The organism is Haemophilus parainfluenzae, from assembly GCF_900450995.1.
Lineage (GTDB): Bacteria > Pseudomonadota > Gammaproteobacteria > Enterobacterales > Pasteurellaceae > Haemophilus_D > Haemophilus_D parainfluenzae_O.
The window spans coordinates 2,011,051-2,027,775 of sequence record NZ_UGHY01000002.1; the positions used below are offsets into that span (position 1 = coordinate 2,011,051).

The 16,725-nt window shown below is 37.9% G+C and carries 16 protein-coding genes; 12 read left to right on the plus strand and 4 right to left on the minus strand.

Annotated features, from left to right (window positions below; translation table 11 throughout):
- Positions 1-82: 82 nt before the first annotated feature.
- From recJ to DX522_RS10200, 3 genes are read left to right on the plus strand one after another with little or no spacing between them, the layout of a single operon-like run.
- Positions 83-1,807 (plus strand): single-stranded-DNA-specific exonuclease RecJ, encoded by a 1,725-nt coding sequence (gene recJ / locus DX522_RS10190; protein ID WP_115180706.1) that lies wholly within the window; start codon positions 83-85, stop codon positions 1,805-1,807.
- 48 nt (positions 1,808-1,855) lie between these two features.
- A complete protein-coding gene (locus DX522_RS10195) occupies positions 1,856-2,530 on the plus strand; it encodes a thiol:disulfide interchange protein DsbA/DsbL (RefSeq protein WP_262054215.1) in 675 nt (224 codons plus the stop codon).
- Positions 2,527-3,216, plus strand: a complete 690-nt coding sequence (locus tag DX522_RS10200) for a 5'-methylthioadenosine/adenosylhomocysteine nucleosidase (protein WP_049362898.1) — start codon at positions 2,527-2,529, stop codon at positions 3,214-3,216. The genes DX522_RS10195 and DX522_RS10200 overlap by 4 nt, the downstream gene beginning before the upstream one ends.
- A 97-nt stretch (positions 3,217-3,313) precedes the next feature.
- On the opposite strand, the gene DX522_RS10205 is transcribed toward DX522_RS10200, so the two are convergent.
- Positions 3,314-6,160, minus strand: coding sequence for a TonB-dependent receptor domain-containing protein (locus DX522_RS10205; protein ID WP_115180708.1), 2,847 nt, complete (start codon positions 6,158-6,160; stop codon positions 3,314-3,316).
- A 293-nt stretch (positions 6,161-6,453) separates the two neighbouring features.
- Here DX522_RS10205 and cmk point away from each other — a divergent pair, with 293 nt between their 5' ends.
- The 7 genes from cmk (at position 6,454) to yciH (ending at position 11,917) form a co-directional block, all read left to right on the plus strand.
- Positions 6,454-7,131, plus strand: a complete 678-nt coding sequence (cmk, locus tag DX522_RS10210) for a (d)CMP kinase (protein WP_115180709.1) — start codon at positions 6,454-6,456, stop codon at positions 7,129-7,131.
- Between the two features lie 96 nt (positions 7,132-7,227).
- On the plus strand, positions 7,228-8,877 hold the full coding sequence (rpsA, locus tag DX522_RS10215; protein ID WP_049362902.1) for a 30S ribosomal protein S1: 1,650 nt from the start codon (positions 7,228-7,230) through the stop codon (positions 8,875-8,877).
- A gap of 154 nt (positions 8,878-9,031) precedes the next feature.
- Positions 9,032-9,316: an integration host factor subunit beta gene (locus tag DX522_RS10220; RefSeq protein ID WP_005695916.1), complete on the plus strand. Its 285-nt coding sequence runs from the start codon at positions 9,032-9,034 to the stop codon at positions 9,314-9,316.
- A 93-nt stretch (positions 9,317-9,409) separates the two neighbouring features.
- A complete protein-coding gene (locus tag DX522_RS10225; RefSeq protein ID WP_115180710.1) occupies positions 9,410-9,703 on the plus strand; it encodes a LapA family protein in 294 nt (97 codons plus the stop codon).
- The gene (gene lapB / locus DX522_RS10230; protein WP_115180711.1) at positions 9,703-10,881 is read left to right on the plus strand and encodes a lipopolysaccharide assembly protein LapB; all 1,179 of its coding nucleotides are present in this window, start codon (positions 9,703-9,705) and stop codon (positions 10,879-10,881) included. The genes DX522_RS10225 and lapB overlap by 1 nt, the downstream gene beginning before the upstream one ends.
- A gap of 21 nt (positions 10,882-10,902) precedes the next feature.
- Positions 10,903-11,595 (plus strand): orotidine-5'-phosphate decarboxylase, encoded by a 693-nt coding sequence (gene pyrF, locus DX522_RS10235; protein ID WP_014065249.1) that lies wholly within the window; start codon positions 10,903-10,905, stop codon positions 11,593-11,595.
- A gap of 1 nt (position 11,596) precedes the next feature.
- Entirely contained in the window at positions 11,597-11,917 is a 321-nt protein-coding gene (yciH, locus tag DX522_RS10240; RefSeq protein ID WP_115180712.1) for a stress response translation initiation inhibitor YciH, read from the plus strand.
- A 47-nt stretch (positions 11,918-11,964) separates the two neighbouring features.
- On the opposite strand, the gene DX522_RS10245 is transcribed toward yciH, so the two are convergent.
- Both DX522_RS10245 and ettA read right to left on the minus strand, forming a co-directional pair.
- Entirely contained in the window at positions 11,965-12,321 is a 357-nt protein-coding gene (locus DX522_RS10245; protein ID WP_178161448.1) for a SirB2 family protein, read from the minus strand.
- Between the two features lie 55 nt (positions 12,322-12,376).
- Positions 12,377-14,047 (minus strand): energy-dependent translational throttle protein EttA, encoded by a 1,671-nt coding sequence (ettA, locus tag DX522_RS10250; RefSeq protein ID WP_115180714.1) that lies wholly within the window; start codon positions 14,045-14,047, stop codon positions 12,377-12,379.
- Between the two features lie 347 nt (positions 14,048-14,394).
- Here ettA and zevA point away from each other — a divergent pair, with 347 nt between their 5' ends.
- Positions 14,395-15,027, plus strand: a complete 633-nt coding sequence (gene zevA / locus DX522_RS10255; protein WP_115180715.1) for a zinc transporter binding subunit ZevA — start codon at positions 14,395-14,397, stop codon at positions 15,025-15,027.
- Positions 15,028-15,030: 3 nt separating this feature from the next.
- Complete coding sequence (zevB, locus tag DX522_RS10260; RefSeq protein ID WP_115180716.1) at positions 15,031-16,008, plus strand: zinc transporter permease subunit ZevB; 978 nt, start codon at positions 15,031-15,033, stop codon at positions 16,006-16,008.
- Positions 16,009-16,049: 41 nt separating this feature from the next.
- Here the strand turns inward: zevB and DX522_RS10265 are convergent, their stop codons facing one another.
- On the minus strand, positions 16,050-16,712 hold the full coding sequence (locus DX522_RS10265; protein WP_115180717.1) for an NAD(P)H-dependent oxidoreductase: 663 nt from the start codon (positions 16,710-16,712) through the stop codon (positions 16,050-16,052).
- Positions 16,713-16,725: the final 13 nt, after the last annotated feature.

The following is a 16,725-nucleotide window of genomic DNA, read 5'->3' on the forward strand; positions in this document are numbered from 1 at the left end:
ATTGTATGCGCCCTTAAAATATTCATGTCATCAAAGTACATATCGAATGTTCCTTTAATGTAATTTTAAATAACGAAACACCGTGAAAAAACTCATCAAACGTCGTGAAATTCCTGCCGGAAATCCTGTTTCAGATAATACATTACTCGATCGTCTCTATCGTTCTCGTCATATAAAAAATAGTCAAGAATTAGACCGCACTTTGCAATCAATGCTAAATCCCAATCAATTACACGGCATTCAACAAGCCGTAGATTTATTGGTTGATGCTTATCAACAGCAACAAAAGGTTGTTATCGTCGGCGATTTTGATGCTGATGGAGCAACGAGTACGGCGCTTTCAGTGTTAGCTTTACGTATGCTTGGCTTTACTGATGTGGAATACCTAGTGCCAAATCGTTTTGAGCAAGGCTATGGTTTGAGTGTACCTGTTGCTGAGATGGCAATGGAAAAAGGCGTGCAGTTATTGATGACGGTGGATAACGGGGTATCGTCTTTTGAGGGCGTGGCGTATTTAAAAGAGCAGGGTGTGAAGGTGTTAATTACCGATCATCACTTGCCACCAGAAATACTGCCGAATGCTGATGCCATTGTTAATCCAAATTTGCAACAATGTGATTTCCCTTCAAAATGTTTAGCTGGTGTAGGTGTGGCATTTTATTTAATGCTCGCTTTACGTGCCAAATTTCGCGAGTTAGGTATTTTTACGGCTGAAACACAACCTAATTTTACTGAATTAATGGATTTAGTCGCGCTCGGCACAATTGCGGATGTCGTTCCCCTTGATCAAAATAACCGCATTTTAGCTCATCAAGGGTTGATGCGAATTCGTGCGAAACGTTGTCGCCCTGGAATTATTGCTCTCGCAGAAGTGGCTAATCGAGAAGTCGAAAAACTTTGCTCGGCGGACTTGGGCTTTGCGATTGCCCCACGTTTAAATGCAGCGGGCCGATTAGATAATATGTCTGTCGGTGTGGAGTTATTACTTGTAGAAAGCATGCAAGAGGCAAGAGCTCAAGCCTTGGATTTAGACAGTTTAAATCAGGCTCGAAAAGAAATTGAGCAAGGCATGAAGCTCGAGGCATTAGAAATTTGCCGAAATCTGACCGCACTTTCTGATGAATTACCGATGGGGATCGCCTTATTCCAACCAGATTGGCATCAAGGCGTATTAGGCATTGTAGCTTCTCGAATCAAAGATCAATACCATCGACCAGTCATTGCTTTTGCACAAGATCAAGAAGGCATTTTAAAAGGTTCTGCACGTTCAATTGAAGGGTTGCATATGCGCGATGTATTAGAGCGTATTCATTCCCAACATCCTGATATGATTTTAAAATTTGGTGGTCATGCTATGGCGGCAGGATTAAGCATTAAAGAAAGCTTTTTCCCTGAGTTTCAAAAGATTTTTAATCAAACGGTGCAAGATTGGTTAAATGAAGATCAATTACAAGGTGTGATTTGGACGGATGGCGAACTTCAAGCAAATGAATTTAGTATTGAAACTGCAGAAGTGATAAAATCTGGCGGACCTTGGGGACAAGCCTTTCCTGAGCCTGTTTTTGATGGTGAATTTAAAATTTTTGAGCAACGAGCTATCGGGCAAAATCAAAATCATTTAAAAATGCTCGTAGAGCCTAAAAATGGTGGTCCATTATTAGATGCCATTGCGTTTAATATCGATACTCGGTATTATCCCGATTTGTCGATTAAGCAGGCAAAATTTGCTTATAAGTTAGAAATTAATGAGTTTCGTGGAAATCGAAACCTCCAATTATTAGTCGATTATATTGAACCAATTGGTTAATTTATGAAAAAAGTTTGGCAGAGTAAATTATTAAAAGGATCCTTTGCAATGATATTGATGAGTGTGACGAATGTCGCATTTGGTGAAGTCAATGCAAAGGATTTTTCTGCCAAAAATCCACCGCACTTACCACTAGCGAACGTGGCTCAGTTTGAAGATGGTCGAGATTATTTCTCATATCAAGAACCGATTGAACAAGCCAAAAGAAGCGATCGTAAAATTCCGATCCAATTTTTCTTTGATTATGACTGTCGAGTTTGTTCTTCAGCCCAAGACATCTTGCAGCTTTATAGCCAAATTCGCCCTAATAAAGTGGCATTAGAAGAGCATCCAGTTGCTACAAACGAAGCTAAATTTTCAGCCACAATATTCTATACATTACAGCGTTTAAAAGTAGGCGAGTTGTCAGATACGCTGTTATTTGAAACCTCTGAAAAGGCACGCTATACCGAATTATCCACATTAGATAATATGCGTGAATGGATAATTTCGCAAGGGATCAGCAAAGCTGAATTTAATAAAGTTGTGCATTCTGCTGAAGTAAAAGAAGATGTGAATAACGCCATTTATTTGACAGAAGAATATGGTGTATTCACTTTCCCTTATGTAGTTGTGGGCGGAAAATATGTTCTCACCGCGAGTACGCTGTATAACGATGATTATGGAGTAGCGGTATTAGATTTCTTAGTGAATAAACTCGAACAAGAAAGGAAAAAACAATGAAAATCGGGATTGTTGGTGCAATGGCACAAGAAGTGGAAATTTTATCCCAATTAATGACAGATAAAAGAGAAACAAAAGTGGCAAGTGCGGTCATTTTTGAAGGTAAAATTAATGGTAAAGAAGTCGCATTATTGCAATCAGGGATTGGTAAAGTCGCGGCAGCTATTGGCACTACCGCTTTATTACAATTGGCTAAACCGAATGTGGTTTTAAATACCGGCTCAGCAGGCGGTGTCGCAAAAGGTTTAAAAGTAGGGGATATCGTTATTTCGGATGAAACCCGCTATCACGATGCTGATGTGACGGCATTTGGCTATGAAAAAGGGCAGTTACCTGCAAATCCTGCGGCTTTTCTTTCAGATAAAAAATTAGCAGATTTAGCCGATGAAATTGCACAGTCACAAGGACAAAATGTAAAACGTGGTTTAATTTGTTCGGGAGATAGCTTTATTAATAGCGAAGAAAAAATTGCTCAAATTAAAGCGGATTTCCCTCACATAACTGCAGTAGAAATGGAAGCAACAGCGATAGCACAAGTTTGTCATGCCTTTAACGTACCTTTTGTGGTCGTTCGTGCAATTTCGGATGCAGGCGATGGCGAAGCGAGTATGTCTTTTGAAGAGTTCTTACCGTTAGCTGCAAAACAGTCTTCGGCATTAGTATTAGGGATGATCGACAGACTGTAGTAATAATCTTTTAATAAGATAATAAATTCTAAAATTGAATTATAAACATTATTTAAAAAAGCATAGCTTATTAGCTATGCCTTTTTATATGAGCCAATTAGAATTTATAATTTAAACTCAGAATATAAGTTCTTCCACGAGCAAAGTTATAAAGTACAGATTTATCTTTTCCTCCATCTTCACAAGTATTATTTTTACTACAAATTGAATCATTTAAGCTTGAATAATAGCGCTGTGAAGCAGCATCGTTCCCTGAGTCTAAAGGATCAACATAACGTTTATCTAGTAGGTTTTGTACTTCAGCTTTGATAATTAAATCTTTAACAGGTTCATAACTTACATGCAAATCTAAAATAATCGGTTGTTTATTAATTTCCTCTGTTTTTTTGATTGCATAATAAGTTCGTTCATGGCTCGTATTTAATTCAAATTGAGAACCGTTAATATAATCTTCTTGAATGGTTGCTCGTTTACTTTTCCCATAGTAACGTGCTGCGATACCAAGAGTTAATTTTTGATCAAACCAGCGAGAGCCAAGTTCTAATCTTCCATAATCTTTAGGCAACATTGAAATACGAGATAAACCATAACCTTGTTTTAAGATCTCTTTTTCAGAACTATTTATAGGACGTGGGCTAGCGTCCGCATAATTGGTTGGCTGATTCGTGCGTTGATAAGCATAAGACAGATTTGCAAAGAAACGTCCCATGTCATAATTTACTTCTAATTCAACACCGCTCTTTTTCACAATAGGCTTATAATTTTGATGAGCAATGGTGAATCTAAATCCATTCTCAGAGGCCCAGTCAGGAACAATGCCATCTCTCCACCATACACCATATACATTATGAATATAATTTTTGATAAAACTACGATAGCCCACTAATTTTAAACCTAATACATCTTCTTTAGTGAAAACGCCTTTTTTGTAGGTATTAAAACCAAGTTGATAAGTTTCAGCTCGCTCAGGTTTTAATGCCGTATTTACGCCAACATCAGATACTTGAGAGAAGAACATTTCTTGAATATTTGGCATTCTATGTGTGCGCGAATAGGTGAAAAACGGCATAAAATAATCATTGATATCCGCGCTAAGTGTTGCCGAGTGATTTATCGCTGTTTTATGTCCTGATTTATGCAAAATCGGTTCATTAATTTGTGTTGGTGTATTTTCGTAATCTACATACTCACCGTTAAATGCATAATGCGTAAAATTGACACTATAGTCTAAATGGTAAATACCTTTAGAAAGTGCGGTATCAAAATAAACAGTTTTAAATTTTTGTTTACCAGAAGGTTGTAAGATTACTGAACGTTGGGGGAGTAAAGTTCTAGTGCCCTCAAATTTTCCTAAATAATTGTAACGACCAGGATCGTGCGATGCTTCTTTGGAAAATAAACTTAATTCGTCTGGAAAACGATTTTTGCTATATTCATTGGTAATATAGTTAAAACCTAACGTAGCTTTTAAATCAATTTCTTTTGGTAATAAGAATGTGTAGCTGTTATTAATATCAATGATATTTGCTACATTTTTTGTGATAAGTTTATCTGTGACTCGCCAGCCAGAAAAAAATCCTCCCTTAGGATAAATTGTTTTTCCAAGGTTATGTGCCACCATTAAGTTAAGATCGAGATAACTGTTATTATTAAAATTATAATTGACTTGGTAATTTTGATTCTCAATTTTGCGAGAACCAATTTTATTATCCAATGTACGTAGTTGCGCCCCTAGCGTATGGTGATCATCCCCATACTCAAATTTTAATAAATGGCTACGAGAACGAGATTGCAAACTGCCAGGTTCAATAGGGGCGACGCTATATTGATCTTTATTACGTTCAAATGATTTGTCAGTTTTTTCAATTCCATCATCACCTTTTTGGAGCTCTTCAATATCCTCAGGTTTTTTTCCAGCTCCTAATTGTTGTAGAATGTTTTTTCTAGCCTGATTTTTATAAATATTTTTTACACTGGTCTCTGTTTCTTCAGGATCGTATATATTGGATTTTTCAATATGAGTAATACAATTTGAATCGGTCCATATTGTTTCTGTTTCTCCTGTTAAATCATTAGAGCTTGTCGTTTTTTCTGTACTTCCATGAAATGTTGGAGAGGGGGCATTGCAAGACCAATGGTTTTTGTTTAAATCAGGTGTCCATTGTCCAGCTGAATTTAAAACATAACCTGCATTGCGGAAATAGGCTTCTTTCTCTTTAGCAAGAATATCTTTCCCTAGCGAAGACAATCGTTCTCCTCCACCAATACGATAATCTTGTGAAACTTCACGTTGGCTATAACCATATGCCACGCCTACATAGCCACCATTATCAAGCCATTTTCTGCCTGCAGCCATCGTCATAAAATTGGATTTAGTTGCATTACTTCCCGTCATTCCTTTTACGATGAGCCCAAAAGGTTTGTCATCAGTAATAACATCATTAACACCTAGTGTTCTAAAATTAGCACTACCAGACAAGGTATTTATACCATTAGAACCGGAAAAATTACTTTTATTGACATCTACACCAGCAATAAAATTGGGCTCTATTACTGCTCCAAATTGAGAGCTACCACCAGATTGTCCTGAATCCATTGAGGTAGAATAAAAAGTTTGTGTGACGCCATCGACCATAGTATTGACACGACCTAACCCATTTTCGCCACGAATATTAACAGAAACTACGCCAGAGCCTTTATCTTGTTGAGTAAAGGCTCCCGGAATGCTACGAATCACTTGATCGATAGTTTGTGTATCTTTAAATATATGTTCTCTAGTGCTTTTCGCTTTTGCTTCTGTAAAAGGTTTTTTATCGTTAGCGACATTTTTTTCTACTACATCAATTTGATCTAATGTTTCTTCAGCTTTTGCATCAACGATAGAAATACTTAGGGCATTGATTAAGCAGAGTGTGATTAAATTTAATTTAATAACTTTCTTCATTACATATCCTTATTGTTTCTTTGAGAAAGATTCGCATTATCTTCTTGTATTTTGTAAAACTCAATACTTTTTTATTAAAATTAATATAAAAAATTAAAAAAATGAAAAAAATTAATTTTAAAAGATAGGGGATAAGTGGGTTAGCTCCTTAACTAAAAAAGCTTATAGGTACGCGTTTGTTATTTTTTACTCTTTGTTAGTGGATCTTGAGTTAAGTTTAAAAGGTGGTAATAGCGAAATAGAGTGTTTATCTCTATAATATGTAAAATTGTGATAAGTAAAGGATAAGTTATATGGGAATGATTATCACCGTTGATGGTCCAAGTGGGGCAGGAAAAGGAACACTTTGTTACGCATTGGCAGAAAAGTTAGGTTTTACCTTATTAGATAGTGGTGCGATTTATCGCGTGACAGCATTGGCTGCGCTGAAACGTCATGCAGACTTAACCGATGAAGAAGGATTAGCGGAGTTAGCCCGTCATTTAGATATCCAGTTCATCCCGAAAAATGGTGAAGTAAATGTGCTTCTTGGCGGAATGGATGCGAGTCATTTAATCCGTACGCAAGAAGTGGCGGAAGCAGCTTCAAAACTGGCGGTTTTTCCTAAAGTGCGGTCAGCTTTACTGCAACTTCAGCAGGATTTTGGTAAAAATGACGGTCTGATTGCTGATGGGCGAGATATGGGAACGGTGGTTTTCCCAAATGCGCAAGTGAAACTGTTTTTAGACGCAAGTGCAGAAGAACGTGCAAAAAGACGCTATAAACAGTTGCAAAATAAGGGAATTAATGGTAACTTTGCACAGATTTTAGCCGAGATACAAGAACGCGATTTTCGTGATAGAAATCGTGAGGTTGCGCCATTGAAACCGGCTGATGATGCTTTATTGTTAGATAGTACAACATTGAGTATTGATGAAGTCATTGCTCAAGCGTTAGCTTATATTCAACAAAAAGCGTCAATTTCGATTTAACTGTTTATTCAAGGAAGAATAGACATTTATCCTCAACCCCGCATTTTATGGATCTTAATGTGGATGTTATTAACTTAAATTAAGAAGATTATTTATATGTCAGAATCTTTTGCTCAACTCTTTGAAGAATCATTAAAAGGCCTTGAAACCCGTCAAGGTTCAATCGTTAGCGGTACTGTTGTTGCTATTCAAAAAGGCTTTGTACTTGTTGATGCAGGCTTAAAATCTGAATCTGCAATTCCTGTTGCTGAATTCCAGAACGCTCAAGGTGAACTTGAAGTTAAAGTTGGCGACACAGTAAACGTAGCTTTAGATGCAGTTGAAGATGGTTACGGCGAAACTAAACTTTCTCGTGAGAAAGCTGTTCGTCACGAATCTTGGATTGAATTAGAAAAAGCTTACGAAGAAAAAGCGACCGTTATCGGTTTAATCAACGGTAAAGTGAAAGGCGGTTTCACAGTTGAGTTAAACGGTGTTCGTGCATTCTTACCAGGTTCATTAGTTGATACACGTCCTGCACGTGAAGCTGATCACCTACTTGGTAAAGAATTAGAATTCAAAGTAATCAAATTAGATCAAAAACGTAACAACGTTGTTGTTTCTCGTCGTGCAGTGATCGAATCTGAAAACAGCCAAGAACGTGAACAAATCCTTGAGAACCTAGCTGAAGGTTCAGAAGTTAAAGGTATCGTTAAAAACTTAACTGACTACGGTGCGTTCGTAGATTTAGGTGGCGTTGACGGTTTATTACACATCACTGATATGGCTTGGAAACGTGTTAAACACCCAAGCGAAATCGTGAATGTAGGCGACGAAGTGACTGTTAAAGTATTAAAATTTGACAAAGATCGTACTCGCGTATCTTTAGGCTTAAAACAATTAGGTCAAGATCCTTGGGTTGCTATCGCTGAAAACCACCCAGTAAACAGCAAATTAACTGGTAAAGTAACTAACTTAACTGACTATGGTTGTTTCGTTGAAATCTTAGATGGCGTTGAAGGTTTAGTTCACGTTTCTGAAATGGATTGGACTAACAAAAACATCCACCCATCTAAAGTTGTAAGCTTAGGCGATACAGTTGAAGTGATGGTATTAGAAGTTGACGAAGAACGTCGTCGTATTTCTTTAGGCTTAAAACAATGTAAAGCTAACCCATGGACTCAATTCGCTGAAACTCATAACAAAGGCGACAAAGTTACTGGTAAAATCAAATCAATCACTGATTTCGGTATCTTCATCGGTCTTGAAGGTGGTATCGACGGTTTAGTTCACTTATCTGACATTTCTTGGAATGTTGCAGGTGAAGAAGCAGTTCGTAACTACAAAAAAGGTGACGAAGTTTCTGCAGTAGTATTAGCAGTAGATGCAGTGAAAGAACGTATTTCTTTAGGTATCAAACAACTTGAAGATGATCCATTCAACAACTTCGTAGCAATCAACAAAAAAGGTGCAGTAATTTCTGCAACTGTTGTTGAAGCTGACGCTAAAGGTGCTAAAGTTGAATTAGCAGGTGGCGTTGAAGGTTATATCCGTGCAGCAGACTTAACAAACGAAGTTGCCGCAGGTGATGTGGTTGAAGCGAAATACACTGGTGTAGATCGTAAAGCACGTATCGTTCACTTATCTGTAAAAGCGAAAGATCAAGCTGAAGAAGCCGCTGCAGTTGCAAACGTGAATACCAAACAAGAAGATGTTGCTATTCCAAACGCAATGGCTGAAGCTTTCAAAGCAGCTAAAGGTGAATAATTAATTCACATAAATAAGGCTGGGTCATGACTCAGCCTTATTATTACCAGCTATAATTAACAAGGATTTAGCGGTAATTTATTATGAACTAATACATTACCTGTAAGTCTTAATAAATAACAAGTTTAAGTACAAATTTAAAGGAGAGTTGACGATGACTAAATCTGAACTAATTGAAAATCTATCAACAAAGCACCCAACTTTATCCGCAAAAGAAGTAGAAGGTATTGTAAAGGATATTCTTGAACTCATTGCACAATCTTTAGAAGAAGGTAATCGTATTGAAGTACGTGGTTTTGGTAGCTTCTCTTTACACCATCGTCAACCGCGAGTGGGTCGTAATCCAAAAACCGGTGATTCTGTAAAATTAGATGCTAAATCTGTACCGCACTTTAAAGCGGGTAAAGAATTAAAAGATCGCGTAAATGTTTTTGCTTAAACATTCAATCGATATCAATAAAACGACACTTAGGTGTCGTTTTTTATTACAAATTTTGGCATAATGAACCTATTCTTAACAAAGGAGATTGTGATGATTAAATATATTCTCGGACTCATTATTGTGCTGGCTATTGTACTCGTTGCGGTAACTATAGGGGCGAATAATGATCAAGTAATCACCTTTAACTATATTGTTGCTGAAAGCCAATTCCAACTTTCAACATTAGTTGCAATTTTATTTGGTTTTGGATTAATTTTAGGTTGGTTAATTACTGGATTCTCCTACTTAAAATTAAAATTCAAAAATATGTCGTTAGCGCGTCAAGTTAAACGTCAAACCTTACAAATTAACGAATTAACGACTACCCGCGATAAGGCAGTATAATGCTTGAATTACTCTTTCTGCTTCTGCCAATAGCCGCCGCTTATGGTTGGTATATGGGGCATCGGAGTGCCAAGAAAGATCAGGAAGATATTAATAATAAACTCTCCCGTGATTATGTCACGGGGGTCAATTTTTTGCTTTCCAATCAAACGGATAAAGCCGTTGATTTGTTTCTTGATATGTTGCAAAAACAAGAAACCGAAAATGAAATTGAAAGCAACTCTCAATTTGAAGCAGAGCTAACGCTCGGTAATCTTTTCCGTTCTCGAGGCGAAGTGGACCGTGCTTTGCGGATCCATCAAGCACTTGATCGTAGCCCCAATTATTCTTTCGAACAAAAATTATTAGCTAAACAACAACTTGCCAAAGATTTCATGACGGTCGGTTTTTATGACCGTGCTGAAGCGCTTTACATCATTATGGTGGATGAACCAGAATTTGCAGAAAATGCACTGCAACAGCTTTTGGTGATTTATCAAAAAACAAAAGAATGGAAAAAAGCCGTTAATATCGCAGAGAAGCTTGCCAAGATCTCACCTAAAGAAAATAATGTGGAATTAGCACAATGTTATTGTGAATATGCCTTAAGCGGTGAACTTGAAAGTGCGGTCGAAAAACGCAGTATTTTACAAAAAGTGCTGAATGTATCTCCAACCAGTGTGAGAGCATCAATGCTGCTTGCTGATTTAGAAATGGCTAATAAAAACTATCGTCAAGCCATTCATTTTTTAGAGAATATTCTTAATCAAAAACCAATTTATATTGGTGAAGTGCTGAAAACGCTCAAATATTGTTATGATGAATTAGGAGAGAGAGATAACTTTGAGTTATTCTTGATTCGAGCTAGCCAGCAGGTTAACAATACGAAAGTCGATTTAATGTTAGCAAGCGTGATTGAAGAGAAAGATGGTAAGAGTGCTGCACAATCAAAACTTTATCAACAACTTACCAAACATCCAAGTACATCTATTTTCCACCGCTTTATTCAATTCCAAATTGATGATGCAGAGGAAGGGCGAGGTAAAGAAAGTTTAATTTTGCTACATAAAATGGTCGGTGAGAGAATTAAGCAAGGCTTTGGTTATCGTTGCTCAAATTGCGGTTATCAAACTCATAAATTAATGTGGAATTGTCCTTCTTGCAAACAGTGGGAATCCATCAAACCAGAACATAATTAATTGACACAGTGAGGTAAAATTATGAATAGCAAAGTAATCGTTGCATTGGATTACGAAACGGAAGCACAAGCGCTATCCCTCGTGGATCAAATTGATCCAAGCTTATGCCGTTTAAAAGTGGGTAAAGAAATGTTTACCACACTGGGAACAAATTTCGTTAAGCAATTACATGAGCGTCAATTTGATGTTTTCCTCGATCTTAAATTTCATGATATTCCTAATACTGTGGCAAGAGCAGTGCGTTCTGCGGCTGATTTAGGGGTGTGGATGGTTGATGTCCATGCTAGCGGTGGTCTGAAAATGATGGAAGAGGCGAAGAAAATTCTCGAGCCTTATGGAAAAGATGCGCCTTTATTAATCGCAGTAACCGTATTGACCAGTATGGAAGATTTGGATTTATTACAAATCGGTATTAACTCTTCACCACTTGAACATGTTTTACGTCTTGCGCATTTAACCCAGCGAGCAGGATTAGATGGAGTCGTTTGTTCACCACAGGAAGTAGAAATTTTACGTAATACTTGTGGTCCTGATTTTAAATTAGTCACACCGGGGATTCGTCCAATTGGAAGTGATTTTGGCGATCAACGTCGAGTCATGACTCCTGCTGCGGCTATTCGTTCTGGTTCTGATTATTTGGTGATTGGTCGCCCAATTACTCAAGCTGAAAATCCAGCAGAAGTGCTTCGTTCAATTAATTCATCTCTTTCGTAATATGACAGAGAGTACTTTAGTTTATTCTACCGAAGTTGGTCGAATTAAAGCGCAAAAGCAGCCAGTACAACGTCCTAAAGGTGATGGAGTGGTTCGCATCCAAAAACAAACTAGTGGTCGAAAAGGCGCAGGCGTTTCAGTGATTACTGGGCTAGATTTAGCTGATGATGAATTGAAAAAGTTAGCTGCTGAACTTAAAAAGCGATGTGGTTGTGGTGGTTCAGTAAAAGACGGCAATATTGAGATTCAAGGCGAAAAACGTGATTTACTAAAACAACTTTTAGAACAAAAAGGGTTTAAAGTAAAATTAGCGGGTGGCTAAGATAACACAAAAAATCCATCTTCAATTGAAGATGGATTTTTTTATGATTAACTTTCCATGAAGTCTGGTTGGTAAGCAAAGAAAATTGCCCCCAAGAAACTTAATACAGCAAATGCCAGAAATGCATTATTTGGATTTGTAGCTTTGCGACTAAAATATTTAGCCGAGAAGAAGATATAAAGCACAAGCATGATGATTTTCATGATGAGCCAGCTTTGTAACTGATAACCGACCAAGAAGAAAATAGTTAAGCCGCTCGCAATTAAAAGTGTATCAACTAAGTGCGGTAAAATTTTTAGCAGTTTAATTGCTCGCCAATCTTTCCCACTTAATTGCATTCCCCCACGGATAATTAATAATCCCAAACTTAAAAATGCACAAACAATGTGCAAATAAACTAACATAATCACTCCTGATGTAAAAGGAAAGTGCGGTCAAAAGTGACCGCACTTTAATTTCTTATTTTGCAATACGCTTATATTTAATACGATGTGGTTGTGTTGCGGCTTCACCTAAGGTTTTCTTTTTCCACTCTTCGTAGTCTGAGAAGTTACCTTCGTAGAACGTCACTTTACCTTCATCACCGTAATCTAAAATATGAGTTGCAATACGGTCTAAGAACCAACGGTCATGGGAAATCACCATTGCACAACCAGGGAATTCTAAGATCGCATTTTCTAACGCACGTAAGGTTTCAACGTCTAAGTCATTGGTCGGTTCGTCCAATAACAGTACGTTACCACCACGTTGTAGAAGTTTAGCCAAGTGTAAACGACCGCGCTCACCACCCGATAATTCGCCCACACGTTTTTGTTGATCTACGCCTTTGAAGTTGAAGCGTCCAACATACGCGCGGCTTGGAATTTCAAAGTTACCAATAGTGAGAATATCTTGTCCGTTAGACACTTCTTCCCATACGGTTTTTTTATCATCCATTGAGTCACGGAACTGATCGACAGAAGCAAGTACCACAGTTTCACCCATCGTAATTGAGCCGCTATCCGGTTGTTCTTGATCTGAAAGCATACGGAATAGGGTAGATTTACCTGCACCATTCGCGCCGATAATACCCACGATAGCACCTTTTGGAATGCTGAATGATAAATCATCAATTAAAGTGCGATCGCCGTAAGATTTAGTGAGATGTTCTACCTCAATCACTTTATCACCTAAACGTGGACCAGGTGGAATAAAGAGTTCGTTAGTCTCGTTACGTTTTTGATATTCTCCAGAGTTTAATTCATCAAAGCGCGCCATACGTGCTTTGCTTTTCGCTTGGCGACCTTTAGGATTTTGACGCACCCATTCCAACTCTTTCGCAATAGATTTTTGACGCGCATTTTCAGCCGCTTGTTCTTGCTCTAAACGTTTCTCTTTTTGCTCTAACCAAGAAGAATAGTTACCTTCCCAAGGAATACCCTCACCACGGTCAAGCTCTAAGATCCAACCAGCCACGTTATCTAAGAAATAACGGTCGTGGGTAATCGCCACAACGGTACCTTCGTAGTCATGTAAGAAACGCTCTAACCATGCTACAGATTCCGCATCTAAGTGGTTGGTCGGCTCGTCTAATAGGAGCATGTCTGGTTTTTCGAGTAACAAACGACAAAGTGCGACACGACGACGTTCGCCCCCTGATAAATGCTCAATTTTGGCATCCCAATCCGGTAAACGTAATGCATCTGCGGCACGTTCTAATTGGTTATCTAAATTATGACCATCATGTGCTTGAATAATGGCTTCAAGATTGGCTTGTTCTGCCGCTAATTTATCAAAATCCGCATCAGGATCCGCATAAAGCGCATAAACTTCATCTAAACGAGTCAGTGCATTTTTTACTTCAGAAACAGCTTCTTCTATCGCTTCGCGTACAGTTTGTTGAGGATCAAGTTTTGGTTCTTGTGGAAGGTAACCAATTTTGATACCCGGTTGTGGACGAGCTTCACCTTCGAACTCTTTATCCACGCCCGCCATAATGCGTAAGAGAGTTGATTTACCCGCACCATTTAAGCCTAGAACCCCGATTTTTGCACCAGGGAAGAAGCTTAAAGAAATATCTTTCAAAATATGACGCTTCGGTGGCACCACTTTGCCGACACGGTGCATCGTATATACAAATTGCGTTGACATAATTTTCTCGATGTTATGAATAAAAGTGCGGTTATTTTACTTGATGTTTAGGGAATAAGCTATTTGAAAGGCAAAAAAAACCACCCATATAGGGTGGTAGGAAAGTAGTTTAGCTATATTTATGATTATTTTATTTAGGAACTTTATGAATATCAAGCAATCACTTGACGAGGCAAATAGTACATAAATTTCAGTTATAATGGAAATGCGAATGAATAATTTTTTGATACAAATCAAGAAAATTACAGGATTTTTTACGTTTAGATCGATTTTTATTCGATTTTGATTAGGAACTGCTTGTGATAAAATCTGTCTATTCAATTATTTAGCCCACTTTATTCTTATTTATGTTTAAAAAATTACTCCTAGGATTATCGCTAATTTCTCCTTTTTCGGTTCTCGCACATCCTCACGCCTTTATTGATATGCAAACCAAACCGTTAGTGAAAGATAATCAATTAATTGGTTTTTCGACCCAATGGTTACTGGATGAAGCTAGCTCTTCAGCCGTATTGTATGACATGATGCAGACGAAAGGTGATAAAGCTGCTAAACAAAAACTCATTGATGAGGTGATGGCGAATGTCGTGAATGAGCATTACTTTAGTTATGTCTTTGATAAAGAACATCACAAAATTAAATATAAAAAACAGCCTGAAAATTATGGCGCACGTGTTAAAGGAAATGAGGTGGAATATTATTTTGATTTTCTTTTGGCACAACCACAGGCTTTGCAAAATAACGAATTTACGCTGATGACTTATGACAGTACCTATTATGTGGCCATGCGTTATGCTGAAATAGGTAAAAGAGCGGTTGATTTTTCGGAACTTCCTAATAATTGCAAAGGTGAAGTGCTCGAGCCTAATGCGGATGAAAAAATTAAATCCTACGCTTCATCATTGGATAAATCTCAAAAAAATGAAGATGATTCTCTTGGTGTGTTGTTTGCACAGAAAGTAAAAATTAAATGTGAATAAAAAATGAAATTAAAACTGACCGCACTCTTTATCGGCTTATTAGCGATTATTTTCGCCTTGCTACCTTGGCTTTTTGTGCAAGTAGCTGATTGGCAAAAAGCCTTTAATCAGCTGATTTCTGAAAATCTGCACCAAATTCAAGCACATTCATCTACTGCAGGATTATGGTTAATTTTTGCTGCATTTTCTTATGGTGTATTACATGCATTAGGCCCTGGGCATGGGAAATTTATTATCGCTGGTTATCTTTCTACTCACGAGAGCCAACTTAAAACCAGCGTACGCTTAAGTTTGCTTTCCTCTCTCATGCAAGGTTTTGTCGCCGTTGCAGCAACCTCTATTGTGGTGGTGATACTTAATCTTTCCTCAAAATATTTTAAACTTAGCCAGTTATGGTTGGAGCGTAGCGCACTCATTTTATTATTGTTGTTAGGGCTTTATTGGATTGCTCAAGGTTTGAAAGGTTTAAAGAAAAAACAATCTTTTCGTATCACATCAATCCAATCATTGCCGAAACAAATTGGAACAGCTTCGCTATTTAGATATGAGCAAGGGAAAGCAAGCCAAGCGCAATGTAGTTGTGGACATCAACATCTACCCAGTGATCAACAGCTTAAACAATCGGGTGATTTAAAGTCTCAACTCTTAGTGATTTTAACCATTGGTATGCGACCGTGTAGTGGCGCCATTTTTGTGCTTTTTCTCGCTTATATGCTGGATCTTTATTGGTGGGGAATTTTAGCTACTTTTGCCATGTCTTTAGGGACAGGATTAATGCTTTCGCTTTTTGCTGCGTTAGTTCGCTATGCGAGAAATGTCGCGACTCGCTTAGGCCATTGGTATGGTTTAGCGGGTTCTAATCAAAAAGGTGCGGCTATGATCAAATGTATTGCGGGTGCAATGATGATCTTTTTTGCACTAAGCTTGTTATGTGGCACGATGGGGGCTGTAACAGGTGGCGCAGCCTTATTTGGTGGATAAAGAAAAGGGCAGCGTTTGCTGCCCATTTATTTGAAAATAGATTATTCAACCCAAGTGACGATTTCCTCAATTGGTCTACGAGATTTTTTGGTAATGTCTCTCGCACGATAACCAAATGTTGCGGCCACAGATACGCCCCATTCATTTGGATCAAAGAGACCTTCAGCGGCTAAAACTTCATTCATTTTATTGTAGTTAAAGCCTTCAATAGGGCAAGAATCTACACCTATAGCGGCAGCACCAGTTAGCATATTCGCTAATGCAATGTAGGTTTGTTTGCTTGTCCAGTCAAATAATGCACGCTCGCTTTCTGCAGTTTTCATTTCAACTTCTTGTAAGCCTTTATATTTTTCCAAGGCTTTTTCTAATTGCTCGCCTTGTAAACCTCTCCGCACCGCAACATCACGGAAGAAAGGCGTATCATATCGAGCATTTTTCTTCGCAAGAATGATCACTAAATGACTACAATCATCTAATTGATATTGCATGCCCCAGCTAAAAGGTTTGAGCTTATCGCGTAATGCTTTATTTTGAATCACTAAGAACTTCCATGGCTCAGAACCGACTGAGCTTGGTGATAAACGAGCAAATTCTAAAATGGCCGCGAAATCTTCTTGGCTGATTTTTTTATTCGGATCGTAATAACGTGTGGAACAGCGATTTTCGAATACTTGAAGCATTTGTTCGCGTGTAATTTGACTCATGTTTTCTTCCTCT